This is a genomic window from Stenotrophomonas sp. CASM110, assembly GCF_049384345.1.
Taxonomy (GTDB): Bacteria; Pseudomonadota; Gammaproteobacteria; order Xanthomonadales; family Xanthomonadaceae; genus Stenotrophomonas; species Stenotrophomonas muris.
In genome coordinates this window covers 52629-68510 of the sequence record NZ_JBMRGI010000021.1, presented here as the reverse complement: position 1 = coordinate 68510, position 15882 = coordinate 52629, and the positions used below count along the sequence as shown (strand labels likewise).

The 15882-nt window shown below is 68.7% G+C and carries 16 protein-coding genes and 2 riboswitches; of the genes, 6 read left to right on the top strand and 10 right to left on the bottom strand.

The window, feature by feature from the left end:
- Positions 1-106: 106 nt before the first annotated feature.
- Genes VG561_RS17080 through VG561_RS17070 form a run of 3 tightly spaced genes read left to right on the top strand, consistent with a single transcriptional unit; the run spans position 107 to position 2178 of the window.
- Positions 107-697 (top strand): Sua5/YciO/YrdC/YwlC family protein, encoded by a 591-nt coding sequence (locus tag VG561_RS17080; protein ID WP_080053022.1) that lies wholly within the window; start codon positions 107-109, stop codon positions 695-697.
- Positions 698-740: 43 nt separating this feature from the next.
- Complete coding sequence (locus tag VG561_RS17075) at positions 741-1430, top strand: DUF4124 domain-containing protein (protein WP_423179825.1); 690 nt, start codon at positions 741-743, stop codon at positions 1428-1430.
- Positions 1431-1464: 34 nt separating this feature from the next.
- Positions 1465-2178, top strand: coding sequence for a hypothetical protein (locus VG561_RS17070; RefSeq protein WP_041864295.1), 714 nt, complete (start codon positions 1465-1467; stop codon positions 2176-2178).
- 94 nt (positions 2179-2272) lie between these two features.
- Here VG561_RS17070 and VG561_RS17065 read toward each other — a convergent pair whose 3' ends face one another.
- A complete protein-coding gene (locus VG561_RS17065) occupies positions 2273-3049 on the bottom strand; it encodes an SDR family oxidoreductase (RefSeq protein WP_014038643.1) in 777 nt (258 codons plus the stop codon).
- A 111-nt stretch (positions 3050-3160) separates the two neighbouring features.
- Between VG561_RS17065 and VG561_RS17060 the strand changes: the two genes are divergently transcribed.
- Positions 3161-3373, top strand: coding sequence for a hypothetical protein (locus tag VG561_RS17060; protein WP_126411411.1), 213 nt, complete (start codon positions 3161-3163; stop codon positions 3371-3373).
- Between the two features lie 98 nt (positions 3374-3471).
- On the opposite strand, the gene sppA is transcribed toward VG561_RS17060, so the two are convergent.
- The 4 genes from sppA to VG561_RS17040 form a co-directional block, all read right to left on the bottom strand.
- Positions 3472-5394 carry a signal peptide peptidase SppA gene (gene sppA / locus VG561_RS17055; RefSeq protein ID WP_032958263.1) on the bottom strand — a complete coding sequence of 641 codons (1923 nt, stop codon included), beginning with the start codon at positions 5392-5394 and terminating at the stop codon, positions 3472-3474.
- Positions 5395-5509: 115 nt separating this feature from the next.
- Positions 5510-6874: an MATE family efflux transporter gene (locus VG561_RS17050; protein ID WP_046432753.1), complete on the bottom strand. Its 1365-nt coding sequence runs from the start codon at positions 6872-6874 to the stop codon at positions 5510-5512.
- A 206-nt stretch (positions 6875-7080) separates the two neighbouring features.
- A complete protein-coding gene (locus VG561_RS17045; protein WP_032958258.1) occupies positions 7081-7662 on the bottom strand; it encodes a DUF3106 domain-containing protein in 582 nt (193 codons plus the stop codon).
- The gene (locus VG561_RS17040) at positions 7655-8659 is read right to left on the bottom strand and encodes a hypothetical protein (protein ID WP_014648577.1); all 1005 of its coding nucleotides are present in this window, start codon (positions 8657-8659) and stop codon (positions 7655-7657) included. Before VG561_RS17040 ends, VG561_RS17045 begins: the two co-directional genes overlap by 8 nt.
- Before the next feature lie 412 nt (positions 8660-9071).
- Here VG561_RS17040 and VG561_RS17035 point away from each other — a divergent pair, with 412 nt between their 5' ends.
- The gene (locus VG561_RS17035) at positions 9072-11249 is read left to right on the top strand and encodes a primosomal protein N' (RefSeq protein WP_423179827.1); all 2178 of its coding nucleotides are present in this window, start codon (positions 9072-9074) and stop codon (positions 11247-11249) included.
- Between the two features lie 96 nt (positions 11250-11345).
- On the opposite strand, the gene VG561_RS17030 is transcribed toward VG561_RS17035, so the two are convergent.
- A complete protein-coding gene (locus VG561_RS17030; protein ID WP_014648579.1) occupies positions 11346-11966 on the bottom strand; it encodes a glutathione S-transferase family protein in 621 nt (206 codons plus the stop codon).
- Between the two features lie 112 nt (positions 11967-12078).
- Positions 12079-12858 (bottom strand): NYN domain-containing protein, encoded by a 780-nt coding sequence (locus VG561_RS17025; RefSeq protein WP_014648580.1) that lies wholly within the window; start codon positions 12856-12858, stop codon positions 12079-12081.
- 123 nt (positions 12859-12981) lie between these two features.
- On the opposite strand from VG561_RS17025, the gene VG561_RS17020 reads away from it, so the two are divergent.
- On the top strand, positions 12982-14262 hold the full coding sequence (locus VG561_RS17020; protein ID WP_100450677.1) for an NAD(P)/FAD-dependent oxidoreductase: 1281 nt from the start codon (positions 12982-12984) through the stop codon (positions 14260-14262).
- A gap of 92 nt (positions 14263-14354) precedes the next feature.
- On the opposite strand, the gene VG561_RS17015 is transcribed toward VG561_RS17020, so the two are convergent.
- From VG561_RS17015 to VG561_RS17005, 3 genes are all read right to left on the bottom strand, one after another.
- On the bottom strand, positions 14355-14771 hold the full coding sequence (locus VG561_RS17015) for a hypothetical protein (RefSeq protein ID WP_049408667.1): 417 nt from the start codon (positions 14769-14771) through the stop codon (positions 14355-14357).
- 3 nt (positions 14772-14774) lie between these two features.
- Positions 14775-15206, bottom strand: a complete 432-nt coding sequence (locus tag VG561_RS17010) for a nuclear transport factor 2 family protein (RefSeq protein ID WP_032958253.1) — start codon at positions 15204-15206, stop codon at positions 14775-14777.
- A gap of 131 nt (positions 15207-15337) precedes the next feature.
- Positions 15338-15601, bottom strand: coding sequence for a GIY-YIG nuclease family protein (locus tag VG561_RS17005; RefSeq protein WP_069117779.1), 264 nt, complete (start codon positions 15599-15601; stop codon positions 15338-15340).
- A 40-nt stretch (positions 15602-15641) separates the two neighbouring features.
- Positions 15642-15731: riboswitch (glycine riboswitch) on the top strand.
- 13 nt (positions 15732-15744) lie between these two features.
- Positions 15745-15848, top strand: a riboswitch (glycine riboswitch).
- The last annotated feature ends 34 nt before the right edge of the window (positions 15849-15882 follow it).

Below are 15882 nucleotides of genomic sequence, written 5' to 3'. Positions count from 1 at the left end.
GGGTAGTGCCGGCCGCTGGCCGGCAACATCCAGAAGCACCCGATGCCGGCCAGCGGCCGGCACTACCGGGCCAGGGTCCACCCCTTCTGCACGCCGCAGGGGGATAATGGGGGCCCACGTCGGGCCGGTCGCCGCCATGAAAGAACTCACCCTGGACTCTGCTGTCGCCACGCTCCGCGCCGGCGGCGTGATCGCCTATCCGACCGAAGCGGTCTGGGGCCTGGGCTGTGATCCCTCGCATGAGGCGGCGGTGCACATGGTGCTGCGGCTGAAGCAGCGCCCGATCGAGAAGGGCATGATCCTGGTCGCCGCCGAATTGTCGCAGCTGGAGGGCTGGGTGCGCCTGCAGGCGTTGCCCGATGCCCGCCAGCGCGCGGTGCTGGCCAGCTGGCCGGGTGCCAACACCTGGATCCTGCCGGCCGGTCCGCGCGCCCAGCCCTGGATTACCGGCGAGCACAGCGGCATCGCCGTGCGCATCAGCGCGCACCCGCTGGTCGCCGCCCTGTGCCGCGCCTGGGGGGGGCCCCTCGTCTCCACCAGCGCCAACCTGGCCGGTGAACCACCGGCACGCAGCCGTGCCGAGCTGGATCCACGCCTGCTGCGCCTGCTCGATGGCATCCTCGATGGCGAAACCGGCGGCCTGGCCCAGCCCACCCCGATCCGCGACGCGCTCAGCGGCAACGTGCTGCGCTCCTGAGCGGACGATTGCACTGCCACGCACAATCACGCACCCTGCCGCCATGAACCTGCTGCGCACCGCCCTGGGCCTGTGCCTGCTGCTGCCATGGACCGCATCGGCCGCCGAGGACGTGCGCGTCTACCGCTGCGTCGCCAGCAATGGCGCCGTGGCCCTGCAGGACAGGCCCTGCAGCAGCGGCCGGCAGGAGGTGCGTGACCTGCAGCGCCCGCGCGATCCGGCACCCCGGGTGGTGCGCAGTGACGCCCCTCCCGCGGCGCCCAGCGAGGTTCCGGTGATGCGCGATCGCGAAGTCCGCCACGTCTACATCCAGCCGCCACAACCGTTGTACGAGTGCGTGAGCGACGACGGTCGCCGCTACACCAGCGACAGCAACGAGGGCAATCCGCGCTGGGTCCCGTTGTGGACCAGCGTGTGGCTCCCGCACGGGCACCACGGCGCGGTCCATCCCGGTCCACGCCCGGGCTTCGGCACGCCGGTCGGTGCGCCGATCGGTGAAGGCACAGGCTACCGGCCGCCTGCGGTGGGCGTCGGCGTGCAGGTGCCGGCCGGCAGCGTGCTGGTCCGTGACAGCTGCCATGCGCTGCCGCCGCAGGACGTCTGTGCGCGCCTGCGTGACCGCCGCTGGGAACTGGACCGCCGTTACAACAGCGCGCTGCAGAGTGAGCGCACCGCCATCAGCAATGAACAGCGTGGCATCGACGCGCGCCTGTCGCGGGACTGCGAACGCTGAGCGCGATGCCGGCCTGGGCATGTACGCTGTGCGCATGAAGAACCTGATCTGGCTGGCCCTGGGCCTGTTCGCCGGCAACGCGTTGGCCGACGACGGGGTGATCTACCGTTGTACCTCCAGCAGCAGCGATGTGCCCACCCTGCAACGCACGCCCTGCCCTGCCGGCAGCAAGCAGCAGGTGGTGAGGGTGCCGGCCAGTGCTCCGCCGGCGCCGGCGTCAGCGGCACCCGTGCCGGCCGCGCCCGGACCGGCCGCGGCCACTGCGCCGTCCGTTCCCGCACCCGCGCCTCGTCGCCCCGGCGAAGGACGCACGATCATGGAAGCTGGCATGGTCGAACGCGAAGGCGGCGATCTGATACTCGACAGTGCATCGCTGCCACGCCAGGCCGATGCCGCGCCGGACAGCAATGCGCCGCCGAAGCCGCCGCTGCCACCGATCTTCCAGTGCACCGACAGCCAGGGCGGTGGCTACCTGCACGAATACGAAGCCGCCCCCGGGCGCTGCGAACTGATGACCGTGCAGGGACTGGGCGGCGCCACGCCGGTCAATGCCGCCGGCTGCGAAGTGGTGCGCGACCGCTGCGAGGAACTGCCGGACGCGCAGCGCTGCAGCAGCTGGCAGCAACGCTTCCGCGACGCACGTGGCCGTGAGCGGTTCGCCTCGCCGGAAAACCGCGACAACGCCCGTGGGGAACGCGAACGGCTGCAGGGCGTGCTGGAGGCCAGCAACTGCCCGGTACCGGGGTGACAGCCACCCGGTAGTGCCGGCCGCTGGCCGGCAATCGCAGGATCTTCAAATGATTCCAGTTTCCGGCCAGCGGCCGGCACTACCCTTTGGAAGATCAGAACCCGTAGCGCAGGAAGCCGCCATCCACCGCGATGCATTCGCCGGTGACATAGCTGGCCGCCGGCAGGCACAGGAAGCCAACGGCTGCGGCCACTTCCTCCGGCTCGCCGATGCGGCGCATCGGCGTGCGGTTGATCACTTCCTCGTAGTAGTCCGGGTCCGACAACGGACCGGACGTGCGCCGCGTGCGGATGTACCAGGGCGCCACCGCGTTGACCCGGATGCCATCCTCCGCCCACTCGACGGCCAGGTTGCGGGTCATCTGGTGCATCGCCGCCTTGGTCATGCCATAGACCACGCCACTGCGCACATGGGTCAGCCCGGACACGCTGCCGACATTGACGATCGACGACGACGCGTGCCGGGCCAGCAGCGGATGCGCGTAGCGCGACAGCTCGAAGGCCGAGAACAGGTTGGTCTCGAAGATCTTGCGCCATTCGTCCTCGGAATATTCCGTGGCCGCCTTGGTGACGTTGCCACCGGCATTGTTGACCAGGATGTGCAGGCCATCGCTGTGATCTTCCACCCAGTCCAGGATCTGCCGACGGTCCTCGTCATCGGAGACATCGGCCGCCAGCGCGTGCACCTGGTGCTGCGGATAGACATCCAGCAGTTCGTCGCGCGCCGTTTCCAGCATGTCGATGTCGCGGCCGACGATCATCAGGTCGGCGCCGAGGCCAGCCAGTTCGTGCGCAATGGCCAGGCCAATACCGGCGCTGGCACCCGTGATCAGGGCCGTCTGGCCGTCCAGGCGCCACCGTTGCTGGGTCATGAGTCCTCCGGGGCCGCGCCCGCTGTGTTTCGATGCCGCAAGGATACGCGCTCACGGCAGCGCTCGGCCGGGGATGCGACACTTGCCATACGCCCACCGCGGAGAGCCGCCATGCGCATCCTGATCCAGTCCACGTCGCTGCTGGCCAGCCTGCTGCTGGCGGCCTGCCAGCGGCCGCCCACGCCGAACCCGGAGAAGCCACCGGTGCCACGAGCGATGTCGCGTGCGATCAACGACCCGCTGGACCGCGCCAAGGACGTGCAGAAAACCGTCGATGATGCCGCTGCGCGTGAGCGCAAGGCCGAAGCCGACGCGACGCAATGACCTGTGGAGTCAGAGACCTTTGTGCTGCCAAGGAATCCGACCCCATGAACGAAAACGCCCGGCCAGAGCCGGGCGTTTTCATTCGGTACCGTTGCCGATCAGAATCCGCAGAAGCAGTACGCCAGCGCCTTCACCGGAGCGCCATTGCCCTTCTCGCGGGCCGCGTTCTCGACGAAGCGCAACTGAGTGTCCACTTCCGGCATCGTGCGTGCCAGCATCATCCGCGCCATCCCCGAATCGGACAGCATCCAGGCACCGGCGCGGCTGCCGGCGAAACCGCTGACGAACTGTGCGAACGGCGTGGCTGCCTTCTCGATGTAGCGCACGCGATAGGCATCGGCCTTGCCCAGCTTGGCGCGGCTGGCCGCATCGGCCACCGCGTCCTTCAGGCCACCGAAGGCGTCGACCAGGCCGCGTTCCTTGGCCTGTGCACCGCTCCACACGCGGCCACGGGCGACCTCGTCCACGGCCTCGACCGGCTTCTTGCGGGCGTCGGCGACACGGCCGGTGAAGTCCGCGTAGCCCTTGTTGATCACCGTCTGGATGACCTGGCCGACGGCCGGGTCCATCGGGCGGGTGACATCGAAGGCGCCGGCGAAGCGGGTGGTGCCGACACCGTCGGTGTGCACGCCGATCTTGTCCAGCGCGCGGCTGAAGTTCGGCACCATGCCGAAGATGCCGATCGAACCGGTGATGGTCGACGGATCAGCATAGATGCGATCGGCGTTCATGCTGATCCAGTAGCCACCGGAAGCGGCCAGATCCCCCATCGACACCACGACCGGCTTGCCAGCAGCCTGCAGGGCTACCACTTCACGACGGATCTGCTCGGAGGCGAACACTTCACCGCCCGGCGAATCCACCCGCAGCACCACCGACTTCACGTTGTCGTCGTCGCGCGCGGCACGCAGCAGCGCCGAGGTCGACTCGCCACCGATGCGGCCGGCCGGCAGGTCACCGCCACTGATTTCGCCGGCGGCCACCACCACGGCCACCTGCGGACGCGAGTCCACCGGGTTGCGGCGCGCGTCGAGCAGGGCCAGGTAGCGGCCGAAGTCAACGTTGCGGAAACCACCGTCGGCATCCTCGTCGGCCACGCCGCGCTCGATCATCAGATCCTCGAATTCCTCGCGGGTCTTCAGCGCGGTCACCAGCTTCTGCTGCAGGGCGAACTTGGCCAGGTCACCACCGGCGGCAGCGATGCCTTCCGGCAGGGTGTCGATGCCGGCGGCCAGCTGTGCCGGATCCAGGCGGCGGGCCTTGGCGATGTCGCCCAGGTAGCGCTGCCACACGTCGTTCATCCAGAACAGGTCGGCTTCCTTGGAGGCCGGCGACGCCGCGTCGAGCACGTACGGCTCGGCCGCGGACTTGTACTCGCCCACCTTGAACAGGTGCACGTCCACGCCCAGCTTGTCCTGCAGGCCGGTGCGGAAGTACTGGCGGTAGCGGCCGAGGCCTTCGAGCACGACCGAACCCATCGGGTCCAGGTAGACCTCGTCGGCCTGCGCGGCCAGCAGGTACTGCGACTGGCCCATGCTCTCGCTGTAGGCCACCAGCTGCTTGCCGGAGGCGCGCAGGTCCTGCAGCGCGGCGGCCACCTCACGCAGCGAGGCGAAACCGGACGGCTGCAGCTTGTCCAGCTCCAGCACCACGCGTTCGATCTTCTTGTCTTCCTTGGCCGACTCGATCACCCGCAGCAGATCGCGCAGCTGGATCTCCTCGGCGCCGTTGTCACCCACCGCCTTGGCCAGCGCGCGGCTCACCGGGTCGGCGCTGAACTGCTCGACCAGGCGGCCTTCCGGCGCGATCACGAGCGTCGTGCGGTCCTGCAGCGACTTGCTGGCACCGGCACCCATGCCGGCGGCGATGACGAACATCACCAGCAGCAGGAACAGCAGGCCGAAGAACACCAGGTTGAGGATCAACCGGCGGGTGAAGTTCATGACGTCCCACAGCCCGATGAAGAAACTGGCGACGGGGTTGCGACGCGCCGGGGGCAGCGGGGGCACGGGTTGATTCATGGAACGCTCCGGATGGCTTCTTGCCGTGGTACCAGCATAGCCGGTGCCGCGTGATGCAGCATCGGACACAAGTCAGGGGATCGCCCGTCACGGGTGAACGTGGCGGGCGGGAAGATCAGGACAGCGCGGATTGCCCGATGCGCTGGCTGCTGCGGCGCAGGCGCCAGCCCATCAGGATGGCAGCGGCGGTCAGGCCGACGATCAGGCCGATCCACATGCCCTGCGGGCCCATGCCCAGCCCCAGGCCGAGCCCGGCGCCGAGCGGCATGCCCAGGCCCCAGTACGCGAACATGGCGATGAACATCGGCACGCGGGTGTCCTTCAGGCCGCGCAGCGCGCCGGCCGACAGCACCTGGATGCCGTCCGGGAACTGGAAGGTGGCCGCGTACAGCAGCAGGGTCGAGGCCAGGCCGGCCACCGCCAGGTCGTTGGTGTACACACCGACGATGGCATCGTGGCCGAACAGCAGCACCGCCGCCGACAACGTCTGCGTGCCCATGATGATCGCGTAACCGGCCCAGGCCGCACGCCGCACGCCGAAGCCGTCACCACGGCCGACCGCATGGCCGACGCGCACGGTGGTGGCCTCGGCCACGCCCATCGGGATCATGAAGCACAGCTGCGCGACATTGATCGCGATCTGGTGCGCAGCGGCTTCGTTGGCACCAAGGCGGCCGATCAGCAGCGCGGTGACGATGAACAGGCCGCCCTCCATCAGCACGGTGATGCCGATCGGCAGGCCGGTGCGCAGCAAGTCCCAGATCGCCTTCCAGCGCGGCCCTTCGAAATGCGAGAACAGCTGCAGATGGGCGAAGCGCCTGGTGAACCACAGGTAGGTGGCGAAGGCGATCGCCTGCAGCCACATCATCACCGCCGAGGCGATGCCCAGGCCTTCGGCGCCCATTTCCGGGAAGCCGAGCTTGCCGTTGGCCAGCACATAGCCCATCGGTGCCAGCACCAGCAGGCCACCGAAGCCGAGCAGCATCGTCGGCAGCGTCCAGTGCATGCCTTCACTGAGATAGCGCATGCAGAAGTACAGGGTCAGCGCAGGTCCGCCCCAGCGCACCGCATGCAGGAACGCGGTCGCCCCCGGCACGATGTCCGGCGCGATGCCGAACGACGGCAGCAGCGGCGGCACCACGGTGAGGAAGGTGAACATGATCAGGCCCAGCCCCAAGGCCAGCCACAGTGCCTGGCGGAACAGCGGGCCGATCTCGCGCTCGCGGCCGGCGCCATGCAGCTGCGACACCGAGGCGGTGAGCGAGATCAGGGTACCGATCGGAATCAGCATCGGCAGCCACAGCAGCGCCGTACCGATGGTGACGGCGGCCAGTGTGGCCGTGGCGTGGTGGCCGGCAATCACGTTGTCGACGAAGGAGATCAGACCGGTGGACACATGGCCCAGCACAAGCGGCAGGGCGAGCAGACCGGTGGCGCCGACTTCCTTGCTGAAGCGCGGCGTGGAGGTTGCAGTAGACATAAGGTGCTTGACGCGAACTGCGGTTGCGCGCGAAGGGCACAGGCACCGGGTTGCGGGCGCCCATCTTACGCGGGCGGCGCGTGCATTCCCATGACATGGCGTGAATGCTGGGTTTCAGCCGCCCCACACAAAAAGGGGACGGAGGGGATTAAGTCGTTTCAGGCCCGCTAGTGCCGGATGCGACTTAATCCCCTCCGTCCCCTTTTTTACTGGCCGGCCTGGCGCTTGAGCCAGCTGTCGCGCTCGGCGGCGGGCACGGCGAGGAAAGCGCTGCGCACTGCGTCGCGTTCCTGCGGTGGCGTTCGCTGCGCGACCAGAGTCAGCTGGGCCAGCTGCGCCGGGCTGAGCTGGCGCAGTACGGCCAGCGCGGTCTCGCGCTGTTCCGGCGGCACGAAGCCGAACAAGCCATGCAGCTTGGGGAATTCCAGGCCCAGTTGCGGGCCCAGCCGCCACCCGTCGCGGAACGCCTGGTCCTGGTCGCGGAACTGTTGGCGCAGGCGCTGCTGCTGGTCCGCAGGCAGCGCATTGAATCGCGCAGCCGCTTGGCGGATGCGCTCGCGCTCTCCTTCCGGCAGCGCCCGCCAGGCGGCGTAGTCGGCGCGGCGCTGGCGCTGCTGCTGCGCATCGAGCTGGGCGAAGCCAGAGGGTGCTGCCGTCGACGGTGCTGGCGAAGCCACCGGCGTGGCCGGCGACGTCGGTGGCGGCAACGGCACGTTCAACGATTGCGGCGCGGCAGACAGCGACAACGGCAGGGCCAGCAGCAGGCTGGCGAACACGGACTTATTCATCGGCAGCAGCGGTTTCCAGCGTGGCACTGGCCGGCTCCGGCCGGCTCGGCCTGGATTGCGATTCATCCACCGGCAGCGGGCCGCCCGCGGCAGTCCACGCGTACAGGTCGGCATCGGCAACCAGCGGGTAGTCACGATCGGCCAGCATCGCTGCGTCGTCCGTGGCCTGGGCCGTGGTCGCATCCGGCGTGGCGTTGACCTTGCTGGGTGGCAGGGCTTCCACCGTCACCGGACCGGCCTCGCCCACCACCCCCTCCGGCAGCGGTGCATCACTGCCGAAGGAATGCCCCTGCCAGTGGCGCCAGCCCAGCGCTGCGGCCAACAGTATCGCCACGGTCGCCAGCAGGATCAGCGGACCGCGCCAACGTGGCTTGGCGTTCGTGCGACGGCGCTTGCCATTGGCGGCCGCCCGCTCATCGCGCTGCGGTGCGCGCCAGCTCGGGGTCGGGGCTTCATTGTGGGCGGTCGCGGCGGCGGGTTGCTGCAGCTGCTGCAGGCGCGCGGCCGGCAACTCACGGATACGCGCCTGCACCTGTTCGGCCAACTGGCGCCAGGCCGAGGCATCCGGCTGGCCGTGGGCATCACGTGGGCAGGCGTCGGCCAGCAGGTGCTGGTAGCCCGCCTCGTCCTGGTCGAGCACGCGCATGGCGATGCCCTCGTCCAGGCTGCCCCCCACCCGCAGCAGCAGCGCAAGGCGCGGCAGCGGCGGCATCGCGCCCAGCACGGCCAACGGCGGCAGCCACTGCCCGCCCACAGGCTCGCGCAGCGCCTGGCGCTGGCCCAGAAGGGTCCAGAAGCGGGTCGGCCACTGCGCCATCGGCAGGTCGCTGGCCACTGCGGCAAAGGCGCGCATCACCGCCACCAGGGTCTGCTCGGCACGCGCGGCATCGCCGCACTGCAGTTCAGCGACCACCAGGGCACGGCGCTCGACGCCACGCAGGAACGCCGACAGCGCGCCGGCCGCGGTCGAGGAAACAGGGGCGGGCACAGCCGTCATCGGTCACTCCAAAGGTCTGCCGGCATGATAGCGGCAGGCCATCGACGCCCGTAGGACTTGCGCCCACAGGCACTTCGTGCTGCAGGTTGTGCACAGCACCACGCCCCCTCCGGCGAAAACTGTGGCTTCGGGCTGAATTCACTCTGTTTCAGCATTGTTTCACACTTAAGATATTGATTTTATTGTCTTTTGTCGTGTGGCGATTTTTTGACCAACCCAAGCGTGAGGCCGTCGCCATCGGCCTTCTACGTTTCCGACGGCCGTTAACGCACAACGTTATCCACAGAACATGTGGATAAGACTGAATCTCCAATGGACACCGATATTTAGGTGACATTTATGATTCAACGGGCGCCGCCCCGCCGCTCCCGCTGCTGCCGCTCGCGCGCGCATGGCCCGTTACACTGGCCCGATGCTTTCACCGATTCCGACCCTGCAGGTCGCCCTGCCTGTCCCCCTGCCCCGCCTGTTCGACTACCTGTCGCCGGAGGGCGATGCACCGGCGGTCGCGGTCGGCTGCCGCCTGAAGGTGCCGTTCGGCAACCGGGAGCTGGTCGGTGTGGTGGTGGGGCACGGCCAGACCGACGACGGCCAGGGACTGCGCCAGGCCCTGGCCTGGTGCGACCCGCAGCCGCTGCTGCAGGGGGAGCTGTGGCAGAGCCTGCAATGGCTGGCGCGCTACACCCATGCGCCACTGGGCGAGGTGCTGAGCACCGCCCTGCCCGGCCCGCTGCGCCATGGCGAGGTCCTGCCCGACACACACCACTGGGGTTGGCAGCTGACCACCGAAGGCCACGCCCAGCGTGAAAAGCTGCGCGCCGGCAGCCGTCCACGGCAACTGGCCGAGCTGCTGGCCGAAGCCATCGTGGATGAGGACGTGCTGGGCGAACGCATGCAGGACTGGCGCACCGCCGCGCGCAGCCTGGCCAAGCGCGGGCTGGCCGAGCGGGTTGCGCTGAGCGTGGCCCCCCAACACGCGCAGCCACTGCCCGGTCCCACGCTCAACCCGGACCAGGCCGAGGCGGTGGCCGCGATCACTGCCGCCGACGGCTTCCAGCCGTTCCTGCTGGATGGCGTGACCGGCAGCGGCAAGACCGAGGTCTACCTGCAGGCGATCATCCATTGCCTGGCGCAGGGCAGGCAGGCGCTGGTGCTGGTGCCGGAAATCGGCCTGACCCCGCAGACCCTGGCACGCTTCCGTGGCCGCCTCGGCATCGCCGTGCATGCGCTGCACTCGGGGTTGAACGACAACGAGCGCGCGCGCGTCTGGGCAGCGGCCTCACGCGGCGAAGCGCGCGTCATCGTCGGCACCCGCTCAGCGGTGTTCACGCCGCTGCCCCAGGCCGGCCTGCTGATCGTCGACGAGGAACACGACGGCAGCTACAAGCAGCAGGACGGCATCCGTTACCACGCGCGCGATTTCGCCCTGGTCCGGGCCAAGTGGCTGGGCGTTCCGGTGTTGCTGGGCAGTGCCACGCCCTCGCTGGAAACCCTGCACAACGCCTACGCCGGGCGTTACACCCACCTGCGCCTGAAACAGCGCGCCGGCGATGCGCGGCCACCGCGCGTGCGCATCCTCGATGTACGCAAGCGCCCGCTGCATGACGGCCTCTCGGCCGATGTGCTGGCCGGCATCGGGGAGCATCTGCAGCGTGGCCAGCAGGTGCTGGTGTTCAAGAACCGCCGCGGCTACGCACCGGTGCTGCTGTGCCACGACTGCGGCTGGACCGCGCCATGCCAGCGCTGCGATGCGCCGATGACCGTGCATGGTGGCGGTCGTCGCCTGCAGTGCCACCACTGCGGCGCGCGGCAACCGGCGCCGCTGGCATGTCCGGCCTGCGGCAGCCTGGCACTGCAACCGCAGGGCATCGGTACCGAACGCCTGGAAGAACATCTCACTGCGGCCTTCGCCGACTTCCCGGTGGTGCGCATCGACCGCGGCACCACCTCACGGCGCGACGCGCTGGAACAGCAGCTGGCGAAACTGGGCGACCAGCCCGGCATCCTGGTCGGCACGCAGATCCTGGCCAAGGGCCACGACCTGCCCAAGCTGACCCTGGTGGTGGTGGTGGGTATCGATGAGGGCCTGTTCTCGGCCGACTTCCGCGCCAGCGAAAAACTGGCGCAGCAGCTGATCCAGGTGGCCGGTCGCGCGGGACGTGCGCGCGACCCGGGCGAGGTCTGGCTGCAGACCCATCACCCCGGGCACCCGCTGCTGGAAACCCTGGTGAGCGGTGGCTACCATCCGTTCGCGCAAGCCGAGTTGAACCAGCGCCAGGCGGCCGGATTCCCGCCCTTCGCGCATCTGGCGCTGATGCGCGCCGAAGCGCAGCAGGTGGAGCATGCCAATGCATTCCTGCTGGCAGCCCGGCACCTGCTGGGCGAACAGAACGTGGTCGAGGCCTACGGGCCGATGCCGGCGCCGATGCCGCGGCGGGCCGGTTACCAGCGCACGCAGCTGCTGCTGTCTGCCCTGCAGCGGCCGCCGCTGCATGGCGTGCTTTCGCAACTGGTTCCGCAGCTGTACGCGCTGCCGGAAGCACGCAAGGTGCGCTGGTCGCTGGATGTGGATCCAACGGATCTTTATTGAGGGGTCAGAGCCCACCCGTCGGGTGGGATCCGACCCCGATGCCCTGGGGTCGGATCCCTTTTCGCAGAAAAGGGCTCTGACCCCGGACGCCTTCGCTTACGTCAGCGGCGACATCACGCCGCGCTGGTAGGCCGGTCGCTCACGCAGGCGCGCATACCACTCGGCCAGGTGCGGCAGGTCCGGGCGCTGGATCGGCAGTTCATACCAGGCGTACACCAGCGAGCCGAGCGGAATGTCGCCCATGGCGAACGTCCCGCCCGACAGCCATGGCTGCGTGGCCAGGGTGGCATCGGCCATCGCCAGGTAGTCACCGGCACGGACGATGGCCGCGCTGATGCGCGCTTCGTCACGGTCGGCCGGCGCGGTGCGCATGATGCCCCAGACCAGGTCGCTGTACAGCGGCGCCATCCGCGAGGTGCTCCAGTCCATCCACTTTTCGGCCTGCGCGCGCTCCATCGGGTCCTCGGCGTACAGCGTGCCCAGCGCATAGCGCGCGCTCAGGTAACGCACGATGGTGTTCGATTCCCACAGCGGCAGGCCGTGGTCCTCGATCACCGGCACCAGGCCGTTGGGATTCATCGCCTGGTACTCCGGCGTCTGCGTGCCGCCATGGCTGCCGCCGACTTCGATGGATTCGTACGGCAGGCCGATCTCCTCGGCACACCACAGCACCTTGCGGACGTTGCTGGAATTGCGGCGGCCCCAGATCTTCAACATGCGGGTTTTCCTTGCTGGCAATGCGAGCGGCAACGATACGCCTGATTGGAGTGGAGATGTGCGTGCCGGATGCGGGATCGGGCGCCTGCGCGCTGCCGGCCGGCGGCCGGCACTACCGGTTCTTTTTTGGCAGCGCGCGCACGTAGGACGACTTGCCGTCCTTCTTCAGCTCGAACAGGCCGATCGCCGCCAGCAGATCGCTGAGTTTGCCGTAGCCATAGTTGCGCGGATCGAACGAGGCCTGGTTGCCGATCTGGCTGCCGACCGGCCCCAGGTGCGACCAGCCATCCTCGCCCTCGGCCGAGGACACCGCGCGGCGCAGCATTTTCACCAGCCGGGTGTCGCTGCGCATCTCCGCCCCGCTCTTGCGCGGGCGTGCATCATCATTGGCGACGGGCTCGTTCGATGCCTGTTCGCTCGATGCCTGCTCGGCATCCGGCACGCTGGCGTGGGTCTGGCCCAGCGCTTCCAGGTAGGTGAACTTCGAGCACGCGTTGACGAACGGTTCCGGCGTCTTCTTTTCGCCGAAGCCATACACCTTCACGCCGTCGGTCAGCAGGCGCATCACCATCGGGGTGAAATCGGCATCGCTCGACACGATGGCGAAGCCATCAAGGTTGCGCGCGTACAGCAGGTCCATGGCATCGATCACCATCGCCATGTCCGACGCATTCTTGCCCTTGCTGTAGGCGAACTGCTGGATCGGGCGGATCGCGTATTCGTGCAGCACCGCTTCCCAGCCCTTCAACCGCGGGCTCTTCCAGTTGCCGTAGGCACGGCGCACGTTGGCCACGCCATAGCGGGCGACTTCGGCCAGGACCTCGTCGATCTTCGAGGCCGGCGCATTGTCGGCATCGATCAACAGGGCGATGCGCTTTTCCGGTTCGCTCATGGATTCCTCGCGGGCGGTTGCCTGAACCCGAGTATCGCCGATCCACCCAGGCGCTGACGTGACAGGTGGCCGCCGTGCGAAGATGCCAGGCGCTTCCCCCAATGCCCCCACTGGAGTGAGTCGATGAGTCGCGAGCGCGTTCCCCACCTGGTCGTTGTCGGCGGCGGTTTTGCCGGTCTCTGGGCCACCCGTGCCCTGGCCCGCGAGCGCATACGCATCACCCTGGTCGACCGCCGCAACCATCACCTGTTCCAGCCGCTGCTGTACCAGGTGGCCACCGCCGGCCTGTCCGCGCCGGATATCGCCGCACCGCTGCGCCACATCCTCGGCCACCAGCGCAACGTGGAAGTCCGCCTCGGCGAAGTGGTCGCCATCGACAAGCAGGCACGGCAGATCGGCATGGCCGATGGCAGCACGCTGGACTACGACAGCCTGCTGCTGGCCACCGGCGCTACCCACGCCTACTTCGGCAACGACCAGTGGGCCGATGATGCCCCTGGCCTGAAAACGCTGGACGATGCCATTGCACTGCGCCGCAAGCTGCTGCTGGCGTTCGAGCGTGCCGAGGCCGAACCGGACCCGGCCAGGAAGGCGGCGTGGCTGAGTTTCGCCATCGTCGGTGGTGGCCCCACCGGCGTCGAACTGGCCGGCACGCTGGCCGAGATCGCGCGCCACACGCTGCGCAACGAATTCCGCCACATCGATCCGGCCAGCGCCAAGGTGCGCTTGGTCGAGGCTGGGCCGCGCGTGCTGTCCTCGTTCCCGGAAGTGCTTTCGCTGAAGGCGCGCCGCCAGCTGGAAAAGCTGGGCGTGGAAGTGCTGACCGGTACCCCGGTGAGCGACATCGACAGCCAGGGCTTCAAGCTCGGTGAGCAGTTCGTGCCGGCCCGCACCGTGGTCTGGGCCGCCGGCGTGGCCGCTTCACCACTGGCGCGCACGCTGGACGTGCCGCTGGACCGCGCCGGCCGCGTGCAGGTGCAGCCGGACCTGACCCTGCCCGATCACCCGGAGCTGTTCGTGGCCGGCGACCTGGCCGCACTGAGCCAGGCCGACGGCAAGCCGGTTCCCGGCGTGGCGCCCGCGGCCAAGCAGATGGGCAAGTACGTGGCCGAGGTGGTCCGCGCGCGCCTGCATGGCAAGGCGGCACCGGGGCCGTTCAAGTACGCCGACTACGGCAACCTGGCCACCATTGGCCGCATGGCCGCGATCGTGCACCTGGGCCGGCTGCAGCTCTCCGGCGTGCTGGCCTGGTGGTTCTGGCTGGCCGCGCACGTGTTCTTCCTGATCGGCTTCCGCAACCGCATCGTGGTGCTGCTGAACTGGGCGGTCGCGTACTGGAGCTACCAACGCAGCGCGCGCATCATCTTCGGTGATGATCAGGACGACCGGCGGCCGAGGCGGTAAGGCCGCACGCAACAGGGGTCGGATCCCTTTCCGTGGGAAAGGGCTCTGACCCCGTCAACAAACATGGAGCGCCATCCACGCATGGCGTGGATCTACTTCCGGCAGAAGTCCTCCTTCCTCGCGGTGTCCGCAATCTGCGCGGTACTCCAATGCCGGGTGATCCAGATCGCCAACGCGGTGCTGCTGAGATGCCAGCGCAGCATGCCGCGCCGAGGTTGCCGCCACAGGTGGCGCCGGGCAATCCAGAAGGCCTCCCGCTCCACTTCAGGCACCTTGTTCTTCATCCCGTCCTTGTCGAAGAACTGGGCGGTGAAGCGCCAGGGGTTCATCGGCTGGTATCCCGCCCGTGGCTCACCGCTGCACGCAGCCACGCCACTGGGCGCGCGGTCGGCCGGCTTCGGCCGACCGTCCACCAATGCCAGCCCGAGCAGATACAGCAGGCCAGGCAGCAGCGCGATGCCGGCGACCAGCACGACGACGGAGATCCATGCGTTGCCGGCGGCACGCATCGCTCAGTGCGCCTTCGGTTTCGGGTACCACAGTGCGTTGACGATGACCCAGCGCTGGTCGAAACGCCCCATGTGGAAGTAGTCGACGAACCACGGGGTTTCCAGCCGCACCGAGGCCGCGTTGCCGGTCACGTCCAGCACCGTGCAGCGGCGATCCCATTGATCCTTCGGGGTCTTCAGCGCGCCCTGTTTCGTCAGCGAGACCAGCTCTTCCTTCGACATCCGGCGCAGGCCCAGGCGCTCGTCGGGTGTATCGCCGAGGACCGCGCGCTTGGCCAGGTCCGGGTGCAGCGAACGGGCGACGCGCTGCGGATCGGCCTCCAGCTGGCCATCGACGTAGTCGTGGCAGGTGGCTTCGACGGCCGCGATCGTGGCGGGGTCGGCGGCAGGGCTCGTTGCTGCGGAGAGAGCGAACAGCAGGGCGATCGTGGACATCCGGGTCTCCAGCTCTGGGCGCGGGGCGATCATCGCATGGACCGGGTAGCCCATCCACGCAGGGCGTGGATCTACTGTAGAGCCGAGCCCGTGCTCGGCCATGCCAGCAGCAGCCGAGCATGGGCTCGGCTCTACAGAAGCGTCTGCAGCCAGGCCAGCTTGCGTTCGCGGGGCTGCTGCTTGAGTTGCCACTCGGCCCGCGAGGCGGCGGCCCGGTCCGGGTATTCGCGCACGGCCAGCACGCGCAGCGGCGGCCGGGCCCGGGTGTAGCGCGCGCCCTTGCCGGCCTGATGGGCGGCGAAACGCGCCTCCACATCGGTGCTGATGCCGGCGTAATAGCTGCCATCGCGGCATTCGAGCAGGTACAGGAACCACGGGCGGAGGGATGGGGCCATGCCTGGATTATGCCGTGCTGCACTGCAGCGGATATACTGGCGACCGAATGCAGGAGAGAGGCGCCGCGCTGGCGCCCGCCGAAGGCGCAGGCTCCCATGATCGCTCAGGCCGGTGGGCTGGAATCCCACCAACCATGCATTCGACTCGCCGAGCTGGAGAGAGGTCACCGGGCACGCCCGGGACGATCCGCCGAAGGGGCACGCGGCCCATGCCGCTGAACTCTCAGGCAAAAGGACAGCGGGAGCGGCACCGGTCATCGTCATCCCGTCATTGCGCAGGC